Source organism: Plantibacter flavus (assembly GCF_051487245.1).
GTDB classification, from domain to species: Bacteria; Actinomycetota; Actinomycetes; order Actinomycetales; family Microbacteriaceae; genus Plantibacter; species Plantibacter flavus_B.
In genome coordinates this window covers 205,544-224,497 of record NZ_JAHVDH010000003.1, presented here as the reverse complement: position 1 = coordinate 224,497, position 18,954 = coordinate 205,544, and the positions used below count along the sequence as shown (strand labels likewise).

Genomic DNA, 18,954 nt, shown 5'->3' with positions numbered 1-18,954 from the left:
CCCGTGGCAAGTGGAGCACGGCCGACAGCGCCGAGACAGCAGACGAAGACCCCTCATCCCACCCTCGCGGGTCGTGGAGCGCACGGCGGACGATCCGGCAACCCCGCACGGAGCGGAGGCAAGAACGCCCCGCCCGTGCGCCCGGCGACGTTCGGCGACTGGGTCGGTGCCGCACGCATCCGCACCCTCCCGATGGCGGTCGCGCCGGTCCTCATCGGCACCGGTGCCGCCTCGATCATCGCGGGCCCAGGCGTGTACCACCCGGTGCGGGCGCTCCTCTGCCTCGTCGTCGCCCTCGCGCTGCAGATCGCGGTCAACTACGCGAACGACTACTCCGACGGCATCCGTGGCACGGACGATCTCCGCGTCGGCCCCAGCCGCCTCACCGGTTCCGGTGCGGCGCGGCCGAAGGCGGTGCTCACCGTCGCACTGGTCTTCTTCGGGATCGCGGCCGTCGCCGGCATCATCCTGACGATCCTCACGCAGTTCTGGTGGCTGCTCGCCGTCGGCGCCGTGGCAATCATCGCCGCATGGTTCTACACCGGCGGCAAGCGTCCGTACGGCTACTTCGCACTCGGAGAGGTGTTCGTCTTCGTCTTCTTCGGCCTCGTGGCCACGCTCGGGACGACGTTCGTGCAGGTCGGGAGCGTCAATCAGGAGGCGTGGTTCGGTGCGGTCGGTGCCGGACTCATCGCGTGTGCGGCGCTCGTCGTCAACAACCTGCGCGATCTCGAGCAGGACAAGTCGGTCGGCAAGCGAACCCTGTCCACGATCGTCGGTCGCGTCGCCTCGAAGGTGCTCTACTGCATCCTGCTGCTCGTCCCGTTCGCCATCGCGGGCTTCCTGGCACTGTTCTACCCCGTGGCGTGGCTCACCATGTTCGCACTGCTGGCGGCGATCCCCGCGTGCGTCATCGTCGTGTTCTCGACGACGCCGAAGGAGCAGATCCTCGCGCTGAAGTTGACGGGGCTCGTGCAGCTAGCGTTCGGGGTGATCCTCGGCCTGGCGTTCTTCTACACGCCCGGAATCGGAAGCTGACACCGACTCGGCGTCCGGAATCGCCTGGTCGAGGACCGCGTCCTCGGAGTCCTCGTCGTCGTGCGGCGAAGGCTTGTCGCCGTGGCGGCGCTCGTAGAGCTCCTGCGCCACGGTCTCCCGCGGGGCCCGCAGGAAGATGTACGACACGCAGAGCCCGATGATCGCGGCGATGATCGCGGCGATCCAGGGCTGGAGACCCGTGAGGAAGACGAGGAGCAGAAGCGGCACCACGAACGCCAACAGGCGGAACACGGTGTAGCGGACAGCGGCGGGGATGCGATTCACCAGGCAAGTGTAGGCGTCGCAGCTGAAGGGAACCCCAGCCAATCACGTCATCTGGCGTTTACGATGGGTACATGGTTCGTCTCTGGATCGGCCTCACGGTCGCGGCAGTCGTCTTCATCGTGTATTCGGTGGTCGACTGCGCGACCATGCCCAAGGACCGGGTCCGAGGCATCTCCAAGACCTCCTGGATCTTCGCGATCCTCCTGCTGCCCGTCATCGGCGGCCTGCTCTGGTGGATCATCGGGCGCGTCAGGGCACCGAAGGCGGCGCCGCGAGGCAAAGCACCGGACGACGACCCCGACTTCCTGAAGAAGCTCGATGCAGAGCGTGCCCAGGAACAGCGCATCCGCGACCTCGAGGACGAACTGAAGCGCTTCGACGACGAACCAGGTACCGGTACCGGTTCGCACGACGACACGAAGCCGGGCTCCGAGAGCCCGGACGACGGTCCCGGCCGGAAGCCACCTGGCGCCCCGAGCGCCTCGTGAGCACGGCCGCCGTTCCCGGACCCGACGGTCCGGTCCCATCGACGAGCCCGGCGAGCACCTTCGCGACAGTCCTCCTCGACACCCTGATCTCCGCCGGTGTCAGCGATGTCGTCGTGTGCCCCGGCTCCCGGTCGCAGGCGCTCGCGCTCGCGGCCGCCGGGTTCGCAGCGGAGGACCGCATCGCGCTGCACGTCCGGATCGACGAGCGCGTCGCCGGCTTCCTCGCGCTGGGCCTCGGCGTCGAGACGGGGCGCCCGGCCGTCGTCATCACCACCTCGGGGACGGCGACGGCGAACCTGCACCCGGCCGTGCTCGAGGCGCACCATTCGGGTGTGCCGCTCATCGTGCTGACCGCAGACCGGCCGGCCGAGGCCCACGGTATCCGGGCGAACCAGACGACGAAGCAGGACGACCTCTACGGCTCCGCCACGCGGCTGTCCGTCGCACTCGACGCACCGACCGGGGCGGTGGGGGAGCCACACATGGCGGCGGCCCTCGCGCTCCGCGCCTACCGCGCGGCGAGCGAGGCCGTGACGGCTGGCCCCGTCCACCTCAACCTCGCCTTCCGGGAGCCGCTGTCCGGAGCCGTCGACACCGCCGCCATGGCCACGTCGGCAGCAGATGCCGATACGCAGCCGGCTCCTGAGAAGTCCGTCTCCGAGCGGTTCCCAGAGCGTCAGCACCTCGTACTCGAACGCGGACCACGCACCCTCGTCATCGCCGGACACGGCGCCGGTCCTGCCGCGGAGCAGCTGGCGGCCGACGGCGGCTGGCCGCTCGTCGCCGAGGTCTCGAGCGGTGCGCGCTTCGGTCGCAACGTCGTCGTCGCCTACCGCGAGCTCCTGCGGGAGGACGACTACCGCGCTGCCGTCGAGCGGGTCGTCGTCTTCGGCCACCCGACCCTCAGCCGAGAGGTCCCGGCGCTGCTCCAGGAGCCGGGCGTGGAGACGATCATCGTGGCACCGATCGGCGCGGAGGTGTTCAACCCCGGTCATGCCGCGACGCGCATCGTGGCATCGGTCGATGTCGGTGCAGGGCCCCCCGACCGGTCCTGGCTCGGCGCCTGGGTCGTCGGTTCGCGCGAGCGGGTGGTCGACCCCGCTCCCGCTGCGCCCGACCTCGAGGGTCTCCACTCGAAGACACCCGCCCAACGGCTCGCCTCGGTGCGCGCGGAACTCGACGCCGTCCGCCTGCCCGTCACACGCGAGGTCCTCGTCGATGCGGTGTGGCGCGCGACGTGGCCACACGACCGTCTCGTCGTCGGTGCCTCGAGACTCATCCGGGTGGCCGACGGCCTCGTCCCCGGCCGCAAGATCAGCGTGCACGCGAACCGTGGCCTGGCCGGGATCGACGGCACGATCGCCACCGCCACCGGGATCGCGCTCGCCAGCCAGTCATCGGGCGGACCAGGCGTCACCCGAGTGCTGCTCGGGGACCTCGCGTTCCTCCACGACGTCGGCGCCCTGCTGCTCGACGACGACATCATGCCCCGGCTGCAGGTCATCGTCGGGAACGACGGAGGCGGCACCATCTTCGACGCCCTCGAGGTCGCCGGCTCGGCTCCGGCGTCGCTGTTCGACCGCGTGCAGTACACACCGCAGCACGTGCAGCTGGAGGCGATCGCCTCGGCGTACGGCTGGGCGTACCGCAAGGCGGGTACCCGAGCTGAACTCGATCAGGCGTTCACCGCACCGGTGACCGGTCCGGTGCTGATCGAGGTCCCGCTGCCACGCGACTGATCACCCGGTCTGGCGCGAGGCCTCGACTTCGGGAGACCGCTCCGGCCACAATGGGCGGATGACGGCAACGAAGCACGCATCCTCCTGGTCCACGCCTCCTCGGGACGCTCTGCGCGTCGGTCATGGGTTCCACCTCCGAGACGTCGACCCCGAGTCGACTCCCGGCTTCGACGCGGGGAAGAAGCACGCTGAACGTGAGCTGGCAGCCGGCGTACCGACGCTCTCCGAATTGCAGGAGCGACTGTTCGCCGCGAGCACGCAGGGTGCGCCGGACGCCGTCCTCCTCGTGCTGCAGGCGATGGACACGGCGGGCAAGGGCGGCATCGTGCGCCACGTCGTCGGCGCCGTCGATCCGCAGGGCGTGCGCCACTACGCCTTCAAGAAGCCGACGCCTGAAGAGCTCGCTCACGACTTCCTGTGGAGGGTCGAGTCGCAGGTTCCGGCGGGCGGGCAGATCGGGGTGTTCGACCGTTCGCACTATGAGGACGTCCTCATCGGTCGGGTCCGCCAGCTCGCGGACGCGGCGGAGATCGAACGGCGCTACGGTGCGATCAACGACTTCGAGGAGGGTCTCGTCGGTCGGGGGGTCCGGGTCGTGAAGGTGATGCTGCAGATCAGCGCGGACGAACAGAAGGCGCGTCTCTCAGAGCGTCTCGACCGGCCGGACAAGTACTGGAAGTACAACCCTGGCGACGTCGACGAGCGCGAGCTGTGGCCGGCATACCAGGAGGCGTACCAGACGGTGTTCGAGCGGACGAGCACCGCACTGGCTCCATGGCACGTCGTCCCCGCGAATCACAAGTGGTACGCACGCATCGCCGTGCAGCGGCTGCTCCTCGACGCGCTCGAGGGAATCGACCCCCAGTGGCCGGCGGCAGACTACGACATCGCTGTCGAGCGGGCCCGTCTCGCCGCCACGTGACCGTCTCCGATCTGTTCGGAATTCAGGGAATGTGCCGGTTCATGCGCGGGAGTGTCCGATTTCCGCTCGGATTCGGCGTTGCCGCGCGGCGGCGCGGGAAAGTTCCCTGAATTCTGAACTTAACCGAAGGCCTCGACGATGGGACGGAACTTCATCTTGGTCTCGAGGAGCTCGGCGGCCGGGTCGGAGTCGGCGACGATGCCGCAGCCCGCGTATGCCGTGATGTCGCCGTCGGGGTCCACCTGGGCACAGCGCAGCGCGACGGCCCATTCGCCGTCGCCGGAGGCGTCCACCCAACCGACCGGGCCGGCGTAGCGCCCGCGGTCGAACGGTTCCAGCTCGCGGATGAGTTCCAGCGCATCGGGTGTCGGCGTGCCGGCGACCGCAGCGGTCGGGTGCAGACCGTCGATCAGGTCGAGGGCTGAAGAGCCGTCGGAGAGACGGCCCTCGATGTCGGTCGCGAGGTGCCAGAGGTTCGGGAGCTTGAGCGTGAACGGGATGTCGCTGCGGCGCAACTGCGAGCTGTGCGCCTGCAACGCCGTGAGGACGGACTGCACGGCGAACTGGTGCTCGTCCTGATCCTTGGTGCTCGTCGCGAGTGCCACCGCCTGGTCGTGGTCGCTGTCGGCGTCGGGTCCGCGGGAGATCGTCCCGGCGAGCACACGAGCCGAGACCGTGCCGCGGTCGACCCGGACGAGGGTCTCCGGGCTCGAACCGATGAAGCCGTCGACCGCGTAGGTCCAGCAGTCGGGATAGCCGAGCGCGAGGTCGAACAGGACGCGTCGCAGGTCGGCCTCGGCCGGCAGGTGGCCGGTGAGGTCGCGGGCGAGCACGACCTTGCTGAGCTCACCCGCTCGGATCCGGGCGACGGCCTGCTCGGCGGCTGCGACGTAGCCCTCGCGGGTCTGCACGCCTGGCACGAGCTGGAGGCGGTACTCGGGGCCGTAGCCGGTGACGTCGGGCTCCGCACCGGTCTGATCGGCGGCGGAGATCCGGGTGATGAAGCTGACGTCGGCGTACCGCCCGATGATCGTGCGAGGGACGATGAGGACGCTCGTCGCCGTCGAGGTGTCGTCGAACGCGAAGGTGCCGAACGCGACCAGACCGGTGCCCGGCCGACGCACGTGGTCGGTGACCGCGGCGGCCGCGGCCACCTCGCGCCAGGCGGCGGCTGCCCGGGTGAACCGGTCGGGGCCGGTGAACTCCAGTCGGAGCGCCTCACCGAGGCCGACCATGCCGTGGCCCTTGCGCTGCCAGAGGATCGGGGACGCCTGGTCGGCGTAGGGGAGGAGCTGGCGCGGGTCGTCGATCGCGACGGTCTCTGCGACCAGTGACGAGGTCAGGGGAATGGTCACCATCCAACCCTACGCCTGTGCGGTGACCCTCCCTCCCCGGTCGCTGCGGGGCTCTGCCAGGTCTTGCCGACGTAGGATGGACGGGTGAACCGCGCCGACCTCTCCAAGCAGCCCGAGCAGGTCTCGGCCATGTTCGACGACGTCTCGACGAAGTACGACCGCATGAACGCGGTCCTCTCCGTCGGCAACGACGCACTGTGGCGTGTCGCCACCACGCGTGCTGTCGGTCCTGCGGCCGGCGAGCGCATTCTCGACCTCGCCGCCGGCACCGGCACCTCCTCCGCGTCGCTCGCCCGGAACGGTGCCCACGTCGTCGCCGCCGACTTCTCCCCGGGCATGATCGCCGTCGGCCGCGCGAAGTACGCCGACCGCCGCGACATCGAGTTCGTCGAGGCGGACGCCACGAAACTCCCGTTCGGCGATGAGGAGTTCGACGCGACGACGATCTCCTTCGGTCTCCGCAACGTGGTCCGTCCGAAGGACGCGCTGGCGGAGATGCTGCGCGTCACCAAGCCCGGCGGACGCATCGTCATCTGCGAGTTCTCGACGCCGACCCTGGCTCCGATGCGTGCCGCGTACAACCTCTACCTCGACCGGGTGATGCCTCTGGTCGCCGGGGTCGCCTCCTCGAACGCCGAGGCGTACACCTACCTCAACGATTCGATCCGCGCGTGGCCCAGCCAGCCCGAACTGGCCGGTTGGCTGCGCGAAGCCGGCTACGAGCAGGTCGCCTACCGCAACCTCACCGGCGGCATCGTGGCGCTGCACCGCGGGCTCAAGCCCCGCTGAGCCGGAGCCTCCCGGGCGCCCTCCAGCTGATGGCACCCGCTCGGGTCCATTGACACCGGGAGCGCCCGGCCCTAGGTTTCGGTCATGACAGCACACGACACGGGACGCGCGCCGCAGTCGGGACCACCCACGGGTGGCAAGGGGCTCGCGACCGGCACGCTCGGCTTGTTCGGCTCGGTCGTCATCGGGCTGGCCTCCACGGCTCCCGTCTACTCACTCGTCGCCACCCTCGGCTTCGTGGTGCTCGCTGTCGGGGCGCAAGCGCCCATCGCGTTCATCGTGGCGTTCATCCCGATGCTGTTCATCGCGTTCGCGTACCGCGAGCTGAACCGTGACGTGCCCGACTGCGGCACCACGTTCACCTGGGCGACGAAGGCCTTCGGCCCGGTCATCGGCTGGATCGGCGGATGGGGTGTCGCGCTCGCCGGCATCGTCGTGCTCGCGAACCTCGCCCAGATCGCCGGCCAGTACCTGTGGCTGTTGATCGGTGACGGCTCGCTCGCCTCGAACGTGCCGCTCGTCACCGCGACCGGCGTCGTGTTCATCGCGCTCATGACGTGGGTGTCCTATCGCGGCATCGAGCTCGGCGAACGGATCCAGAACATCCTGCTCGCCGTCCAGTACCTGGCGCTCGTCCTCTTCGCCGTCTTCGCCTTCATCGGCGCGGCGAACGGATCGGCCCCCGACGCGACGCCGGTGTCGCTCGACTGGTTCAACCCGTTCGCGTTCACCGACTTCCACGCCTTCACCGAGGCGGTGCTGCTCGCGCTGTTCATCTACTGGGGCTGGGACACCTGTCTCGCCCTCAATGAGGAGACGAAGGACCCGCAGAAGATCCCCGGCCGTGCGGCGCTCATCTCCACCGTCATCCTGCTGGTGACGTACGTCACGGTCACGGTCGCGGCGATGGTCTACGCGGGACTCGGCGACAGCGGCACGGGCCTCGGCAACGAGGACAACGCGAACGACATCTTCCTGGCGCTGAAGGACCTCATCCTCGGGCCGTGGGCCTGGATCCTGGTGGTCGCCGTCCTCATCTCGGCGGTGTCGTCGACGCAGACGACGATCCTGCCGACGGCGCGCGGCACGCTCGCGATGGCGGCCTACAAGGCGTTGCCCGAGCGGTTCTCGACGGTGCACCCGACGTTCAAGACGCCGTCCTTCTCGACGCTCGTCATGGGCATCGTCGCGATCGTGTACTACGTGGGCATGACGTTCGTGAGCGAGAACATCCTCGCCGACTCGATCCTGTCCCTCGGGCTCGCGATCGCGTTCTACTACGGCATCACGGGGTACGCGTGCGTCTGGTACTTCCGGAAGGACCTGTTCCGGTCGGCACGCGACTTCTTCTTCAAGGGCCTCTTCCCCCTGCTGGGTGCGCTCATGCTGACCTTCGCCTTCGTGCAGAGCTGCATCGACATGTTCGACGTGGACTACGGGTACACGGTCCTGTTCGGTGTCGGCGGCACGTTCGTGATCGGGGTCGGTTCGCTGGCGTTCGGCTTCGTGCTCATGCTGCTCTGGTACTCCCGCAGGTCGTCGAAGCCGTTCTTCCGTGGTGAGAGCCTCAACCGGGACACCGAGGTGCTCGTGCCCGAGGACCCTGCCGAGTACGGTCGCTCCGTCGACGGTGGCCTGACCTGACGCACCTCGACAGGCTCGGCGACCGGGCCCTCGTCGTCCGCACCGGTCACTGAGCCTCTCCGAGAGCCACGACGCGTCCAGGCTGGACCGGCATACTGGTGGCATGTTGGACAACCTGCCTGGTGGCCCGTGGATCTGGGGCATCGCGATCGTCGGCCTCGTGCTCGTCGTCATCATCATGAACGCGCGGCGGGCGAAGTCGGCGTTCGGGAAGCCGTACGAACGGTACGAGGTCACGGAGATCCCGCCGGAGACTCCGGGGACGCGCGATTTCATCGTGCGGGACGACGGCACGGGCGCCCGCCTCCAGTTCGTCGTGTCGGGACCGTCCGCGCGCATCGAGATGGTCGTCGTGCCGCCGAAGCACCTCGGCACGGGGGCCGAGGCCGGCCTGTTCCGGGCCGCCCTCCCCGCCGCCCCCGGAGTCGACGCGTGGACCTGGCCGCCACTCAACGCCGACGGCTACACGATGCTCCTGGAGCTCGCCCACGAGTTCCCGCACCTCGCGTTCTACGACTCCGACGGCATCCAACTCCGCTGATCGCAGGTCTGTGGTCCGACCACAGCTGCGAATCGGCCGGTACGAGCCCGTGGATTCGCCCGCTCGGGCGCACCGGAGCGGCTGCCCCGGCTAGGCTAGTGCTGTGAATCCCAGCGCGACCCGCCGTGTCAGCAGCCTGGCCAGCTCGGTCGGGCTGGCCGAGCGCATGTTCGCGACCGGTTCCGATCGCAAACTGGCCAAGACCATCGACGACGGCATCGACCGCCTCGAGATCGGTCTGGCGCAGCAGCTCGCCTTCACCGACGACCTCGTGGACGTCACCGCCAGGTACCTGCTCGAGGCCGGCGGCAAGCGCGTGCGACCGCTGTTGACGCTCCTCATCGCCCAACTCGGCGACGGCATCACCGAGGACGTTCTGACGGCAGCCGAGGCCATCGAGATCACGCACCTCGGCTCGCTCTACCACGACGACGTCATGGACGACGCCGACAAGCGTCGCGGAGTGCCGAGCGCCCACCAGGTGTTCGGCAACAACACCGCCATTCTCACGGGCGACCTGCTCTTCGCCCGCGCGAGCCAGCTCATGGCCGATCTCGGTGAGCGCGCGATCCGCATCCAGGCCGCCACCTTCGAACGCCTCGTCCTCGGCCAGCTGCACGAGACGACCGGACCGCGTCCCGGTCAAGACGAGGTCGAGCACTACCTCCAGGTCCTGGCCGACAAGACCGGTTCGCTCATCGCAGCCGCGGCCCAGAGCGGCGTCATCTTCTCGAACGCCCCCGCCGAGTACGAACGCGCGGTGGTGGAGTTCGGCGAGAAGGTCGGCATCGCCTTCCAGCTCATCGACGACGTCATCGACCTCTCGCCCCAGCCCGAGGAGACCGGCAAAGTCCCCGGCACCGATCTTCGCGCCGGTGTCGTCACGCTCCCGATGCTGTACCTGCGTCGTGAAGCCGCCACCGACGCAGAGGCCGCGGCACTCGTCGCCCGCATCGACGCCGAGGTCGCAGAGCCTGAGCACGACCCGGTCCGTTTCGCAGCGCTCGTCGCCACCTTGCGCGATCACGCCGTCACCGCCCGCACCTTCGCCGAGGCGAAGCAGTGGTCCCGTGAGGCCGTCGCCGCCCTCGCCGCTCTGCCGGACGGCTCCGTGAAGAAGTCGCTCGTGCACTTCGCCGAGGCGATCGTCGACCGAAGGAGCTGACGCCGGCACCGCGCCGGGGAGCTCAGGATCCCGTGCGGTGCGGGTGGACGTGACTCGAACACAGCACGGTCGGAGTGATCTCCGGCCGCACCCGGAACCCCTCGAGGGGACACGAAAGGAAGCACCGTGACCAAGCTCAGGCTGGCCATCGTCGGAGCAGGACCCGCAGGCATCTACGCGGCAGACATCCTCCTCAAAGCGGAGCGGAAGTTCGACGTCTCCATCGACCTCTTCGAGCAGCTCCCCGCGCCCTACGGTCTCGTCCGTTACGGCGTCGCGCCCGATCACCCGCGCATCAAGGGCATCATCAACGCGCTCCGCGACGTGCTCGACCGCGGTGACATCCGGATCTTCGGCAATGTGCGTTTCGGCGAGGACATCACCCTCGACGACCTGAAGCGGCACTACAACGCCGTGATCTTCTCCACGGGTGCCGTCGAGGACGCACCGCTCGCCATCCCGGGCATCGAGCTCGACGGCTCCTACGGCGCTGCAGACTTCGTCAGCTGGTTCGACGGACACCCCGACGTCCCGCGCACCTGGCCGCTCGAGGCCGAGTCGATCGCCGTCATCGGCAACGGCAACGTCGCACTCGACGTCGCGCGGATGCTGGCGAAGCACCCCGAGGACCTGCTGTCCACCGAGATCCCGGACAACGTCCACGAGGGGCTCAAGCAGTCGCCCGTCACCGACGTGCACGTCTTCGGTCGTCGAGGACCCGCCCAGGTGAAGTTCACGCCGCTCGAGCTCCGCGAGCTGGGCGAACTGAACGACGTCGACATGATCCTCCACGACGAGGACTTCGACTACGACGAGGCGTCGAAGGCCGCCGTCGCGAGCAACAAGCAGGTCATGGTCATCGACCGTGTGCTCCAGCAGTGGCGCACCCGTGAGGTCGGTCAGGCGTCCCGCCGTCTGCACCTGCACTTCTACGCGAAGCCGGTCGAGGTCGTGGACGGTGGCGACGGACGTGTCGCGGCCTTCCGCTACGAGCGCACGCGTCCCGACGGCCAGGGGGGCGTCGAGGGTACGGGTGAGATCCGCGAACTCCCGATCCAAGCGATCTACCGTGCCGTCGGGTACTTCGGCAGCCCGCTCGACGGTGTGCCCTTCGACAAGAAGCACGGCGTGATCCCGAACCACGAGGGCAAGGTGCTGCACAAGGGCAGCAACGAGCGCGTGCCCGGTGTCTACGCCACCGGCTGGATCAAGCGCGGGCCGGTCGGGCTCATCGGACACACGAAGTCCGACGCGATGGAGACGATCAGTCACGTCATCAACGACCAGGCCGACTGGTGGACGCCCGCTGAACCGAGCGAGGAGTCGGTCGTCGCGCTCCTCAACTCTCGAGGCGTCCGGTACACGGACCTCGAGGGCTGGCACCATCTCGACGCCCATGAGATCGCTCTCGGCGAGCCGCACGGCCGCGCACGCATCAAGGTCGTCCCGCGCGATGAGATGGTGGCGATCTCGCGCGAGGAGCAGCAGGCTTCCGACGCACCCTCGGCCTGACGCGTTCGGTCCGGATGCCGGGTACCTCATGTCGAGGCACCCGGCATCTGGTGTTCCCACCCCTGTTCGAGGGAACTCCTGTCACTATGCTGGACGGATGACCGACTCAAACGCCCCTCAGAACGTCCCGTCGGAGCAGCCGACCCCGGTGCCGCCGTCGCAGCCGCCGGCAGCCGCGCAGGCACCTCAGCAGCCGCGCTACGGCGAGCTGCAGCAGGAGTCGCCACAGCAGTCGTGGGACCAGACCGGCCAGCAGCCCCAGGTTCCTCAGGCGCCGCAGTACGGCCAGCAGGTGCCGCAGCATGCACCGGGCCAGTACGGCCAGCCGCAGCATCCCGGTCAGTACGGTCAGCAGGAGACCGGTCAGTACGGTCAGCAGGCGACGGGCCAGTACGGCCAACAGCCGACGGGTCAGTACGGCCAGCAGGACACGGGTCAGTACGGCCAGCCGACGGCTCAGTACGGCCAGCAGCCGCAGTACGGTGCGCCGCAGTACGCCCCGGTTCCGAAGGCCCCGGGGCCGCGCGCGCGCGAAACCCGTCTGGCGCTCGTCTCCGTCGGCATCGCAGCGGGTATCGCGGCAGCCGTCGCCTTCGTCTCGCTCATCGGCTCGTTCTTCAGCCTGTCGGAGTACTACACGTTCGGCGACATCTTCCTGAGCTTCGGCGCCAACCTCCTGAACATCGCCCTGTGGGGTGCCGGCGCGGCCCTCATCCTCATCCAGGTGCGTCCGCTGACCCGGGTGCGCACGGCGCGTGACCTCCTGCAGGCCGTCGGGCTCGCGGCTGCCGTCGGCACGGGCGTCATGCTCGTCGTCGTCCTGCTCGTCACGATCGTCCGCGGTGTGGTCGAGCAGTACGGCTCCCCGGCGTTCTTCGTGAACCAGGGCTTCCTGTCGCCCATCCTCTACGGGGTGACCCTGGCGGGCTTCCTCACCGTCGGCGCCGTGCTCGTCACCCGCTTCGTCGCCCCGGCGGGCCTCGCCGACGCACCGACGCAGCAGCCGACGCAGTCGTCCTACCCGGAACAGGGCCAGCCGCAGCAGTTCCAGCAGCAGGCACCCCAGCAGTTCCAGCAGCAGGCGCCCCAGCAGTTCCAGCAGGGCCAGAACCAGCCGCCGCAGCACAACCCGTACCAGCAGTAGCGCGGGTCGGTCGGTCCGGAGGAGTCCGGACCGACCCGCCTCCGCTCCACTCGCGGTAGCGTTGGCCCATGGTCGATTCCCGGGGGTGGGTCGCCGACATCCTCGGCGACGGCTTCCAGCAGCGCACGCTTCCACTCGAACCGGATGACGAGGGTGAGGTCGTCGCGACGCTCGTCCGCTACCGGATGCCGGCCATCGAACAGCTCGGCGAGTTCCTCCTCCCGGACGTCGCGGACGGTATCGACGTCCTGTACGTGCACGGTTGGTCCGACTACTTCTTCCAGCGACACCTCGCCCGGTTCTGGGGCAGGCACGGCGCGCGGTTCTACGCCCTCGACCTCCGGAAGTACGGTCGAAGCCTGCGTGCACACCAGACGCCCGGCTACATCGACGACCTCTCGATCTACGACGAGGACATCGAGGCGGCGCTGTCGGTCATCGGTCACGGCGCGGAGGATCGCGCGAACGGCCGAGGCTCGCGTCGCCGACTCGTGCTGCTCGGGCACTCGACGGGCGGGCTCACCCTGAGCCTGTGGGCGGCACGCAACCAGGATCGTGTCGCGGGGCTCGTCCTCAACAGCCCGTGGCTGGAGTTCCAAGCCAGACAGCTCGGGCGTCTCGCGATCGCCCCGCTCATCCAGGCAGGATCGCGGATCGACCCGCGCGCGCAGCTCCCGGCTGTCGACCTCGGCTTCTACACTCGCTCCGTGTCGTCGACCATGGACGGTGCCTGGGACTACGACCTCACGTGGCGCCCCGTGCACGGTTTCCGCCTGCACCCCGGCTGGCTCAACGCGATCCTGACCGGGCACCGCACGGTCGATGCGGGTCTCTCGCTCCGGATCCCCGTCCTGACCCTGCTCTCAGCGCGCAGTGCCCTCCTGCCGCGCTGGAACGACTCGATGATGCACAGCGACACGGCCCTCGACGTCGACGCCGTCGCCGAACGCGCACTCGACCTCGGCGACACCGTGACGATCGTGCGACTCGACGGCGCGCTGCACGACGTGTTCCTGTCGGACGAACCCGTGCGTCAGCGCGCGTTCGAACAGATCGTCACCTGGGGGCGCGGATACCTCGCCACACCGCGTCGAGGCTGACCTCGTCGCGGCGGTTCGGACTCAGCGGAAGTTGACGAACTGCAGGTCGATGTCGAGGTCGGCGCCCTTCAGCAGTGCCATGGTGGCCTGGAGGTCGTCACGGCTCTTCGAGGAGACACGCAGTTCGTCGCCCTGGATCTGCGACTTGACAGACTTGGGACCCTCGTCGCGGATGAGCTTGTTGGCCTTCTTCGCGATCTCCTGGCTGATGCCCTCCTTGAGGGTCGCCTCGATCCGGTACTCCTTGCCACTCGGGTAGGGATCACCGACCTCGAGGCTCTTCAGGGAGATGCCGCGCTTGATGAGCTTCGACTCGAACACGTCGAGGATGGCCTTCACGCGTTCCTCGGTGTTGGCCTTCATGAGGACCTTCTCGCCGCTCCAGGCGATCGACGCACCGACGTTCTTGAAGTCGTACCGCTGCTCGACCTCCTTGTGCGCCTGGTTGAGGGCGTTGTCCGCCTCCATCTGGTCGACCTTGCTCACGACGTCAAACGATGAATCTGCCATGCAGCCCATGTTACCGGGGCGTCCGACCAGGCGGGTGTGGTTGGCTGGATGCGATGCGCAGCCCCGAGAAGCACCGACTGGACGACGCCCGTCGACGAGTGATCGTCGGTGCGGTGCTCCTCGTCGCGGCCGTGTCCTTGCCCGGATGCGCGCCCGAACCGGAACCGATCCCATACGCCGTCCCGGTCGAGCTCCCACCGAGGAGCGACGCACCGGATGGCGGCGTCGCCAACGTCGACCTCGCCGACCCGGCGTGGATCACCGCGGTGTCGGAGGCGAGTGGCATCCCGGAACGAGCGCTCCGGTCCTATGCGGGTGCGGCGATCCGGAAGACCGAGCTCACGCCGGAGTGCGGGATCGGGTGGACGACGATCGCCGCGGTCGGCTTCGCTGAGAGCGACCACGGACGCCACGACGGCTCGACGCTCGGCGAAGACGGCGTCGTCACACCACCGATCTTCGGCGTGCCTCTCGACGGTGGCGACACCGAGGAGATCACCGACACCGACGACGGCGTGATCGACGGCGACACGAAGCACGATCGCGCCGTCGGGCCGTTCCAGTTCATCCCGCAGTCCTGGGAGAACTGGGGCACCGACGCGAGCGGAGACGGCGTCCTCGATCCGCAGAACCTCGACGACGCGGCCATGGCAGCAGCCAACTACCTCTGCCGGGCCAGCGACTACGACATGCGGACAGAGGACGGCTGGTTGGCGGGCATCCGGGCCTACAACTCCTCGCCCGAGTACCTCCGCCGCGTGGCGGCAGCCGCGAACGACTACGCCGAAGCCGCGCCCTCCGCCGACGACTGAGTCGCCGTCCCCGACGTCTCGTTCCACTCGTTACGCTGAGCGAGACAGTGCGGACGCCCGGACGCAGCAGAGAGGTGGTCATGGTGGCAGACAACCGTGTGGTCGTGATCGGCGACGCACTCATCGACGAGTTCCGCGACGCGGAGGGCTCCCGGGACTTCGTCGGCGGTGCGGCGCTCAACGTCGCCGTCGGCCTCTCCATCCTCGGGGTGCCGACCACACTCATCGCCATGGTCGGCGACGACGCAGACGGGGCCCGGATCCGCGAGTTCCTCGACGGGCATGGCGTCGAGCTGGTCGCCACAGTCGGCCCGAACGGCTCCTCCCGTGCCGTGTCGGACCGCACAGACGGGGAACCGCGTTACGAGTTCAACACCGCCGCGTGGAACCGGGCGATCGACTTCGGCGCACCAGAGCACGCGGCGATCGCCGCCGCCCGACTCGTGGTGGTGAGCTGCTACCCATTCGACGACATCGCACAGACCGCGGCCTTGGAAGCCGCCGTGACCGACGCGCCGGACCGACTCGTGATCGACCCGAACCCGCGGGCCGGGATGCTGCACTCCGCAGAACGGTTCCTCGACGGATTCGAGCGGCTCGCCGCGAACTCGCTGCTCGTCAAAGTCGGCGACGACGATGCCGACCTCCTCGCCGGCGCAGCCCTCGCCCCCTTCGTCCAGCGCCTCATCGACGGCGGGACCAACGCCGTCCTCGGCACCGCCGGACGAGCGGGAGCGTTCGTCCGCACCGCGAACCTCGAGGTCGAACGTCCCATCGCCGAGCTCCCCGGGCCCATCGTCGACACCATGGGTGGCGGTGACGCCACCCTCGCCTCAAGCGTCGCGACAGTGCTCGAGAACGGCTTCCCCGAGGGAGCCGCGGACTGGGGAGTGCTCCTCGAAGACGCCATGATCATCGCCGCCGCCACCTGCCGAAGCGAAGGCGCCCTGCTCCGAACGCCCGAACTTCCGTCCTGATTTCGCGTCCGGGCAAACCCCGGCTATATTGATCAAGCGCTTTCGGTTGGCTGTTCGAAAGTTGGTCGGGCGCGCCCGGCGAGTTACCCTAGCGGCCAAAGGGATCTGACTGTAAATCAGACGGCTCAGCCTTCGGGGGTTCGAATCCCTCACTCGCCACCAAAATGCCTCACCCTGCTGGGTGAGGCATTTTCGTTGTGCCAGCTGGCAAGCGGCTTCGCCGCGCAGAATGCCTCACCCTGCTGGGTGAGGCATTTTCGTTGTGCTGGCTGGCAAGCGGCTCCGCCGCGCGACGAAAGCGCCGCTCTCTGGCCGGGGCTTTCGTTCGTTGTGCCAGCTGGCAAGCGGCTCCGCCGCGCAGAATGCCTCACCCTGTTGAGTGGGGCTTGCTCGTTGTACTGGCCGACAAGCGGCTCCAGGCTGGTACCAGCCGTAGGCTGAAGGGGTGACCGGCTCAGCAGAACTCCTCCAGATCGCCACCGACATCGCCGCAGAAGCGGGAGAGCTGATCCTGCGCCGACGTCGAGAGGGCGTCGAGGTCGCCGCGAGCAAGTCCTCCGCCGAGGACGTCGTGACGCGCGCAGACCGCGAGTCGGAGCAGTTCATCCGCGAGCGACTCCTCGCAGCGCGCCCGAACGACGGGTTCCTCGGCGAGGAGACCGGCGCGGCCGGTGGAGCGACGGGGACGTCCGGGCTCACCTGGGTCGTCGACCCCATCGACGGCACCGTCAACTACCTCTACGACATCCCCGCCTACGCCGTCAGCATCGGCGTCGTCGAGGGCGAACCCGACCCGGCGAGCTGGACGGCGCTGGCCGGCGCCGTCGTCAACCCCGTCCTCGGTGAGATGTACACGGCATCGCTCGGTGAGGGCGCACACCTCAATGGTCGTGCCCTGGAAGTGAACCGCGACGTTGCGCCGAACATCGCGCTGCTCGGCACGGGCTTCTCCTACACGGCATCGCGCCGGATGGAGCAGGCCGCTGTTCTCGGAGCCCTGCTCGGCACGTTCCGTGACGTTCGCCGGATCGGTTCCGCCGCACTCGACCTGTGCAGCGTCGCGAGCGGCCGACTCGACGCCTACTACGAGAGCGGACTGAAGCCCTGGGACCAGGTCGCCGGCGCACTCGTCGCCGCGGAAGCAGGCGCGACGGTCGCGGGCTTCGACGGCGCACCGGCGACGACGCAGCTCATCATGGCGGCTGATGCGCCGCTGTTCGCAGTGTTGGAGCGGCTGCTCGTCGAGCAGGGTTTCGCGACGCCCATCGCCTGACCGCGCCCCGGTGATCCGTCACCGGAAACCGACCCTCGCGTGGCGGGAGTCGACGCTCATGGGTCCATGGCAGAACTCTCATGATGCCCCTGATCAGGGATTTTATCGACAAAACCGAGCATTGGCATGGCTTTTTCAGGCACCGGTTGCTAGCATTTATGCATTCGTTACTTTTGCGTTCCCCCGGCGCAGAGTGATCATCTCTCCACCTGTCTGCACCATTGAAAGGCCCCCGCCCCCTTGTCACGCCATGCCCACCCTGAGGACACCCCTGTGCTTCCCGACCCTCAGGACAAGCTGAACACGCCCGCTGCAAGCGCAGCTGCACCCGTGCAGACCCCGCCGCTCAGCCGCCGTGAACTGCGCGAGCGTGAGCGACAGGCGGCGGCAGAGGTCCTCGTGTCGACGAGCCGAGCCGCTGAGGTGTCCGTCGAGTCCTCGCCGATCGAATCGTCCGAGCGCGTCGTCGAGGCCTCCGAGCCCGCACCGGTCATCGACCCGGTCGACCAGATCATCGCCGCGGCCATCGACGCCGGTGTCGACTCCCCGGTCGATGCTGCAGCTCCGGTCGAGACCGAGCCGCTCATCGCAGACCCCGCGGTCGCACCCGCATCCACCTCGGCTACGGCCTCGATCCCCGTGAGCACCGACGCTCCCGCGGCAGACGCCCCGCGAGTGCGTCGCCCCGCACCGAAGCGGTCCGCTGCGACGTCCCGCCCGACGTCGGCCCCACGGCCCGCCTCGTCGTCGCGGCCGGCCCGCAAGCGCCGCATCACCACCAAGATCTTCGCCGGCGCGGCGATGGGGTTCGTCGCCCTCATGGCGGTCGCCACATCGGTGCCCGCCAACGCCCTGCTCACCGCGGAAGACGTCGCGGCATCGGTCGCGAGCACCACGCAGGAGCAGCTCGAACTGGGTGACGGCAACGGCCTCAGCAACCAGGCCTCACAGTCCCTCGAGAGCGAAGGTTCGGCCGAGCTGACCTTCACCCGCGACGACTACACGACGAGCACCGTCGAAGAAGCCGCGGCCGCGATGGGCATTCGCCCCGCCAACACCTTCACGAACAACCCCAACGGGACCATCCAGTGGCCGTTCGCCGTCGGAGTCACGATCGGCGACCGCTTCGGAGCCCGCGACTGCGCCGGCTGCTCGAGCGACCACCACGGCCAGGACTTCAACCCCGGCAACGGTGCGCCCATCCAGGTCATCGCCGACGGCGTCGTCCGTCACGTCGAAGACGGCGAAGGATCGCTCGGCGTGAACATCATCGTCGACCACACGATCAACGGCCAGCTGGTGTCGAGCGTCTACGCCCACATGCAGCACGGCTCGACCAAGGTCGTCGAGGGCCAGGTGATCAAGGTCGGCACCATCATCGGCCTCACGGGCAGCACGGGCATGTCCACCGGCCCCCACCTCCACTTCGAGATCCGCCTCGACGGCGTGACCTGGGTCGACCCCCTCGAGTGGCTCTACGCGAACGTCAACTGACGCCCCCAGAGCGCACCTCCCGTGAGCTCACCCCAACCCTGAGCCGCGTCCGTACCGTTCAGAACTCCTGCTCCTCGCGGTCCTGAGGAGCACTTGTGCGTCATCGCCCTGCCCTCCTGCTCCTTGCGCAGGAGTTGTGCCTCCGGGGAGGGGCGGAGGGGCGGAG

At 68.7% G+C, this 18,954-nt stretch carries 18 protein-coding genes and 1 tRNA gene; 16 read left to right on the top strand and 3 right to left on the bottom strand.

What is annotated here, in order from left to right; translation table 11 throughout:
- Positions 1-3 precede the first annotated feature (3 nt).
- On the top strand, positions 4-1,038 hold the full coding sequence (locus tag KXS11_RS08140; protein WP_437385056.1) for a 1,4-dihydroxy-2-naphthoate polyprenyltransferase: 1,035 nt from the start codon (positions 4-6) through the stop codon (positions 1,036-1,038).
- Here the strand turns inward: KXS11_RS08140 and KXS11_RS08135 are convergent.
- The gene (locus KXS11_RS08135) at positions 979-1,323 is read right to left on the bottom strand and encodes a DUF4229 domain-containing protein (protein WP_437385055.1); all 345 of its coding nucleotides are present in this window, start codon (positions 1,321-1,323) and stop codon (positions 979-981) included. The genes KXS11_RS08140 and KXS11_RS08135 overlap by 60 nt on opposite strands.
- A 71-nt stretch (positions 1,324-1,394) precedes the next feature.
- On the opposite strand from KXS11_RS08135, the gene KXS11_RS08130 reads away from it, so the two are divergent.
- Genes KXS11_RS08130 through KXS11_RS08120 form a run of 3 tightly spaced genes read left to right on the top strand, consistent with a single transcriptional unit; the run spans position 1,395 to position 4,472 of the window.
- A complete protein-coding gene (locus tag KXS11_RS08130; RefSeq protein WP_437385054.1) occupies positions 1,395-1,811 on the top strand; it encodes a PLD nuclease N-terminal domain-containing protein in 417 nt (138 codons plus the stop codon).
- On the top strand, positions 1,808-3,550 hold the full coding sequence (gene menD, locus KXS11_RS08125) for a 2-succinyl-5-enolpyruvyl-6-hydroxy-3-cyclohexene-1-carboxylic-acid synthase (RefSeq protein ID WP_437385053.1): 1,743 nt from the start codon (positions 1,808-1,810) through the stop codon (positions 3,548-3,550). The genes KXS11_RS08130 and menD overlap by 4 nt, the downstream gene beginning before the upstream one ends.
- A gap of 58 nt (positions 3,551-3,608) precedes the next feature.
- Positions 3,609-4,472: a PPK2 family polyphosphate kinase gene (locus KXS11_RS08120; protein ID WP_437385052.1), complete on the top strand. Its 864-nt coding sequence runs from the start codon at positions 3,609-3,611 to the stop codon at positions 4,470-4,472.
- Between the two features lie 119 nt (positions 4,473-4,591).
- On the opposite strand, the gene KXS11_RS08115 is transcribed toward KXS11_RS08120, so the two are convergent.
- A complete protein-coding gene (locus tag KXS11_RS08115; RefSeq protein WP_437385051.1) occupies positions 4,592-5,830 on the bottom strand; it encodes an isochorismate synthase in 1,239 nt (412 codons plus the stop codon).
- 81 nt (positions 5,831-5,911) lie between these two features.
- On the opposite strand from KXS11_RS08115, the gene KXS11_RS08110 reads away from it, so the two are divergent.
- The 7 genes from KXS11_RS08110 (at position 5,912) to KXS11_RS08080 (ending at position 13,722) form a co-directional block, all read left to right on the top strand.
- Entirely contained in the window at positions 5,912-6,616 is a 705-nt protein-coding gene (locus tag KXS11_RS08110; protein ID WP_437385050.1) for a demethylmenaquinone methyltransferase, read from the top strand.
- An 84-nt stretch (positions 6,617-6,700) separates the two neighbouring features.
- Positions 6,701-8,260, top strand: coding sequence for an APC family permease (locus KXS11_RS08105; RefSeq protein ID WP_437385049.1), 1,560 nt, complete (start codon positions 6,701-6,703; stop codon positions 8,258-8,260).
- 103 nt (positions 8,261-8,363) lie between these two features.
- Complete coding sequence (locus KXS11_RS08100) at positions 8,364-8,801, top strand: hypothetical protein (RefSeq protein ID WP_437385048.1); 438 nt, start codon at positions 8,364-8,366, stop codon at positions 8,799-8,801.
- 103 nt (positions 8,802-8,904) lie between these two features.
- Positions 8,905-9,966, top strand: a complete 1,062-nt coding sequence (locus KXS11_RS08095; protein WP_437385047.1) for a polyprenyl synthetase family protein — start codon at positions 8,905-8,907, stop codon at positions 9,964-9,966.
- 126 nt (positions 9,967-10,092) lie between these two features.
- Positions 10,093-11,478 (top strand): FAD-dependent oxidoreductase, encoded by a 1,386-nt coding sequence (locus tag KXS11_RS08090; protein WP_437385046.1) that lies wholly within the window; start codon positions 10,093-10,095, stop codon positions 11,476-11,478.
- A gap of 97 nt (positions 11,479-11,575) precedes the next feature.
- Entirely contained in the window at positions 11,576-12,622 is a 1,047-nt protein-coding gene (locus tag KXS11_RS08085; RefSeq protein WP_437385045.1) for a hypothetical protein, read from the top strand.
- 68 nt (positions 12,623-12,690) lie between these two features.
- On the top strand, positions 12,691-13,722 hold the full coding sequence (locus KXS11_RS08080; protein WP_437385044.1) for an alpha/beta hydrolase: 1,032 nt from the start codon (positions 12,691-12,693) through the stop codon (positions 13,720-13,722).
- A gap of 21 nt (positions 13,723-13,743) precedes the next feature.
- Here the strand turns inward: KXS11_RS08080 and KXS11_RS08075 are convergent, their stop codons facing one another.
- Positions 13,744-14,232 (bottom strand): YajQ family cyclic di-GMP-binding protein, encoded by a 489-nt coding sequence (locus KXS11_RS08075; RefSeq protein ID WP_437385043.1) that lies wholly within the window; start codon positions 14,230-14,232, stop codon positions 13,744-13,746.
- A 53-nt stretch (positions 14,233-14,285) separates the two neighbouring features.
- Between KXS11_RS08075 and KXS11_RS08070 the strand changes: the two genes are divergently transcribed.
- From KXS11_RS08070 to KXS11_RS08050, 5 genes are all read left to right on the top strand, one after another.
- Positions 14,286-15,044 carry a lytic transglycosylase domain-containing protein gene (locus tag KXS11_RS08070; RefSeq protein ID WP_437385042.1) on the top strand — a complete coding sequence of 253 codons (759 nt, stop codon included), beginning with the start codon at positions 14,286-14,288 and terminating at the stop codon, positions 15,042-15,044.
- Between the two features lie 83 nt (positions 15,045-15,127).
- Entirely contained in the window at positions 15,128-16,021 is an 894-nt protein-coding gene (locus KXS11_RS08065) for a carbohydrate kinase family protein (protein ID WP_437385041.1), read from the top strand.
- Positions 16,022-16,098: 77 nt separating this feature from the next.
- A tRNA-Tyr gene (locus KXS11_RS08060) sits at positions 16,099-16,183 on the top strand.
- 283 nt (positions 16,184-16,466) lie between these two features.
- Complete coding sequence (locus KXS11_RS08055; RefSeq protein WP_437385040.1) at positions 16,467-17,294, top strand: inositol monophosphatase family protein; 828 nt, start codon at positions 16,467-16,469, stop codon at positions 17,292-17,294.
- Between the two features lie 273 nt (positions 17,295-17,567).
- On the top strand, positions 17,568-18,788 hold the full coding sequence (locus KXS11_RS08050) for a peptidoglycan DD-metalloendopeptidase family protein (RefSeq protein ID WP_437385039.1): 1,221 nt from the start codon (positions 17,568-17,570) through the stop codon (positions 18,786-18,788).
- Positions 18,789-18,954 lie beyond the last annotated feature (166 nt).

Bases quoted from the DNA above. Each gene is read 5' to 3' on its own strand.
- KXS11_RS08100 (WP_437385048.1), top strand. From the start codon at position 8,364: ATGTTGGACAACCTGCCTGGTGGCCCGTGGATCTGGGGCATCGCGATC.
- KXS11_RS08070 (WP_437385042.1), top strand. From the start codon at position 14,286: ATGCGCAGCCCCGAGAAGCACCGACTGGACGACGCCCGTCGACGAGTG.
- KXS11_RS08115 (WP_437385051.1), bottom strand. From the start codon at position 5,830: ATGGTGACCATTCCCCTGACCTCGTCACTGGTCGCAGAGACCGTCGCG.
- KXS11_RS08085 (WP_437385045.1), top strand. From the start codon at position 11,576: ATGACCGACTCAAACGCCCCTCAGAACGTCCCGTCGGAGCAGCCGACC.
- KXS11_RS08120 (WP_437385052.1), top strand. From the start codon at position 3,609: ATGACGGCAACGAAGCACGCATCCTCCTGGTCCACGCCTCCTCGGGAC.
- KXS11_RS08130 (WP_437385054.1), top strand. From the start codon at position 1,395: ATGGTTCGTCTCTGGATCGGCCTCACGGTCGCGGCAGTCGTCTTCATC.
- KXS11_RS08075 (WP_437385043.1), bottom strand. From the start codon at position 14,232: ATGGCAGATTCATCGTTTGACGTCGTGAGCAAGGTCGACCAGATGGAG.
- KXS11_RS08080 (WP_437385044.1), top strand. From the start codon at position 12,691: ATGGTCGATTCCCGGGGGTGGGTCGCCGACATCCTCGGCGACGGCTTC.
- KXS11_RS08105 (WP_437385049.1), top strand. From the start codon at position 6,701: ATGACAGCACACGACACGGGACGCGCGCCGCAGTCGGGACCACCCACG.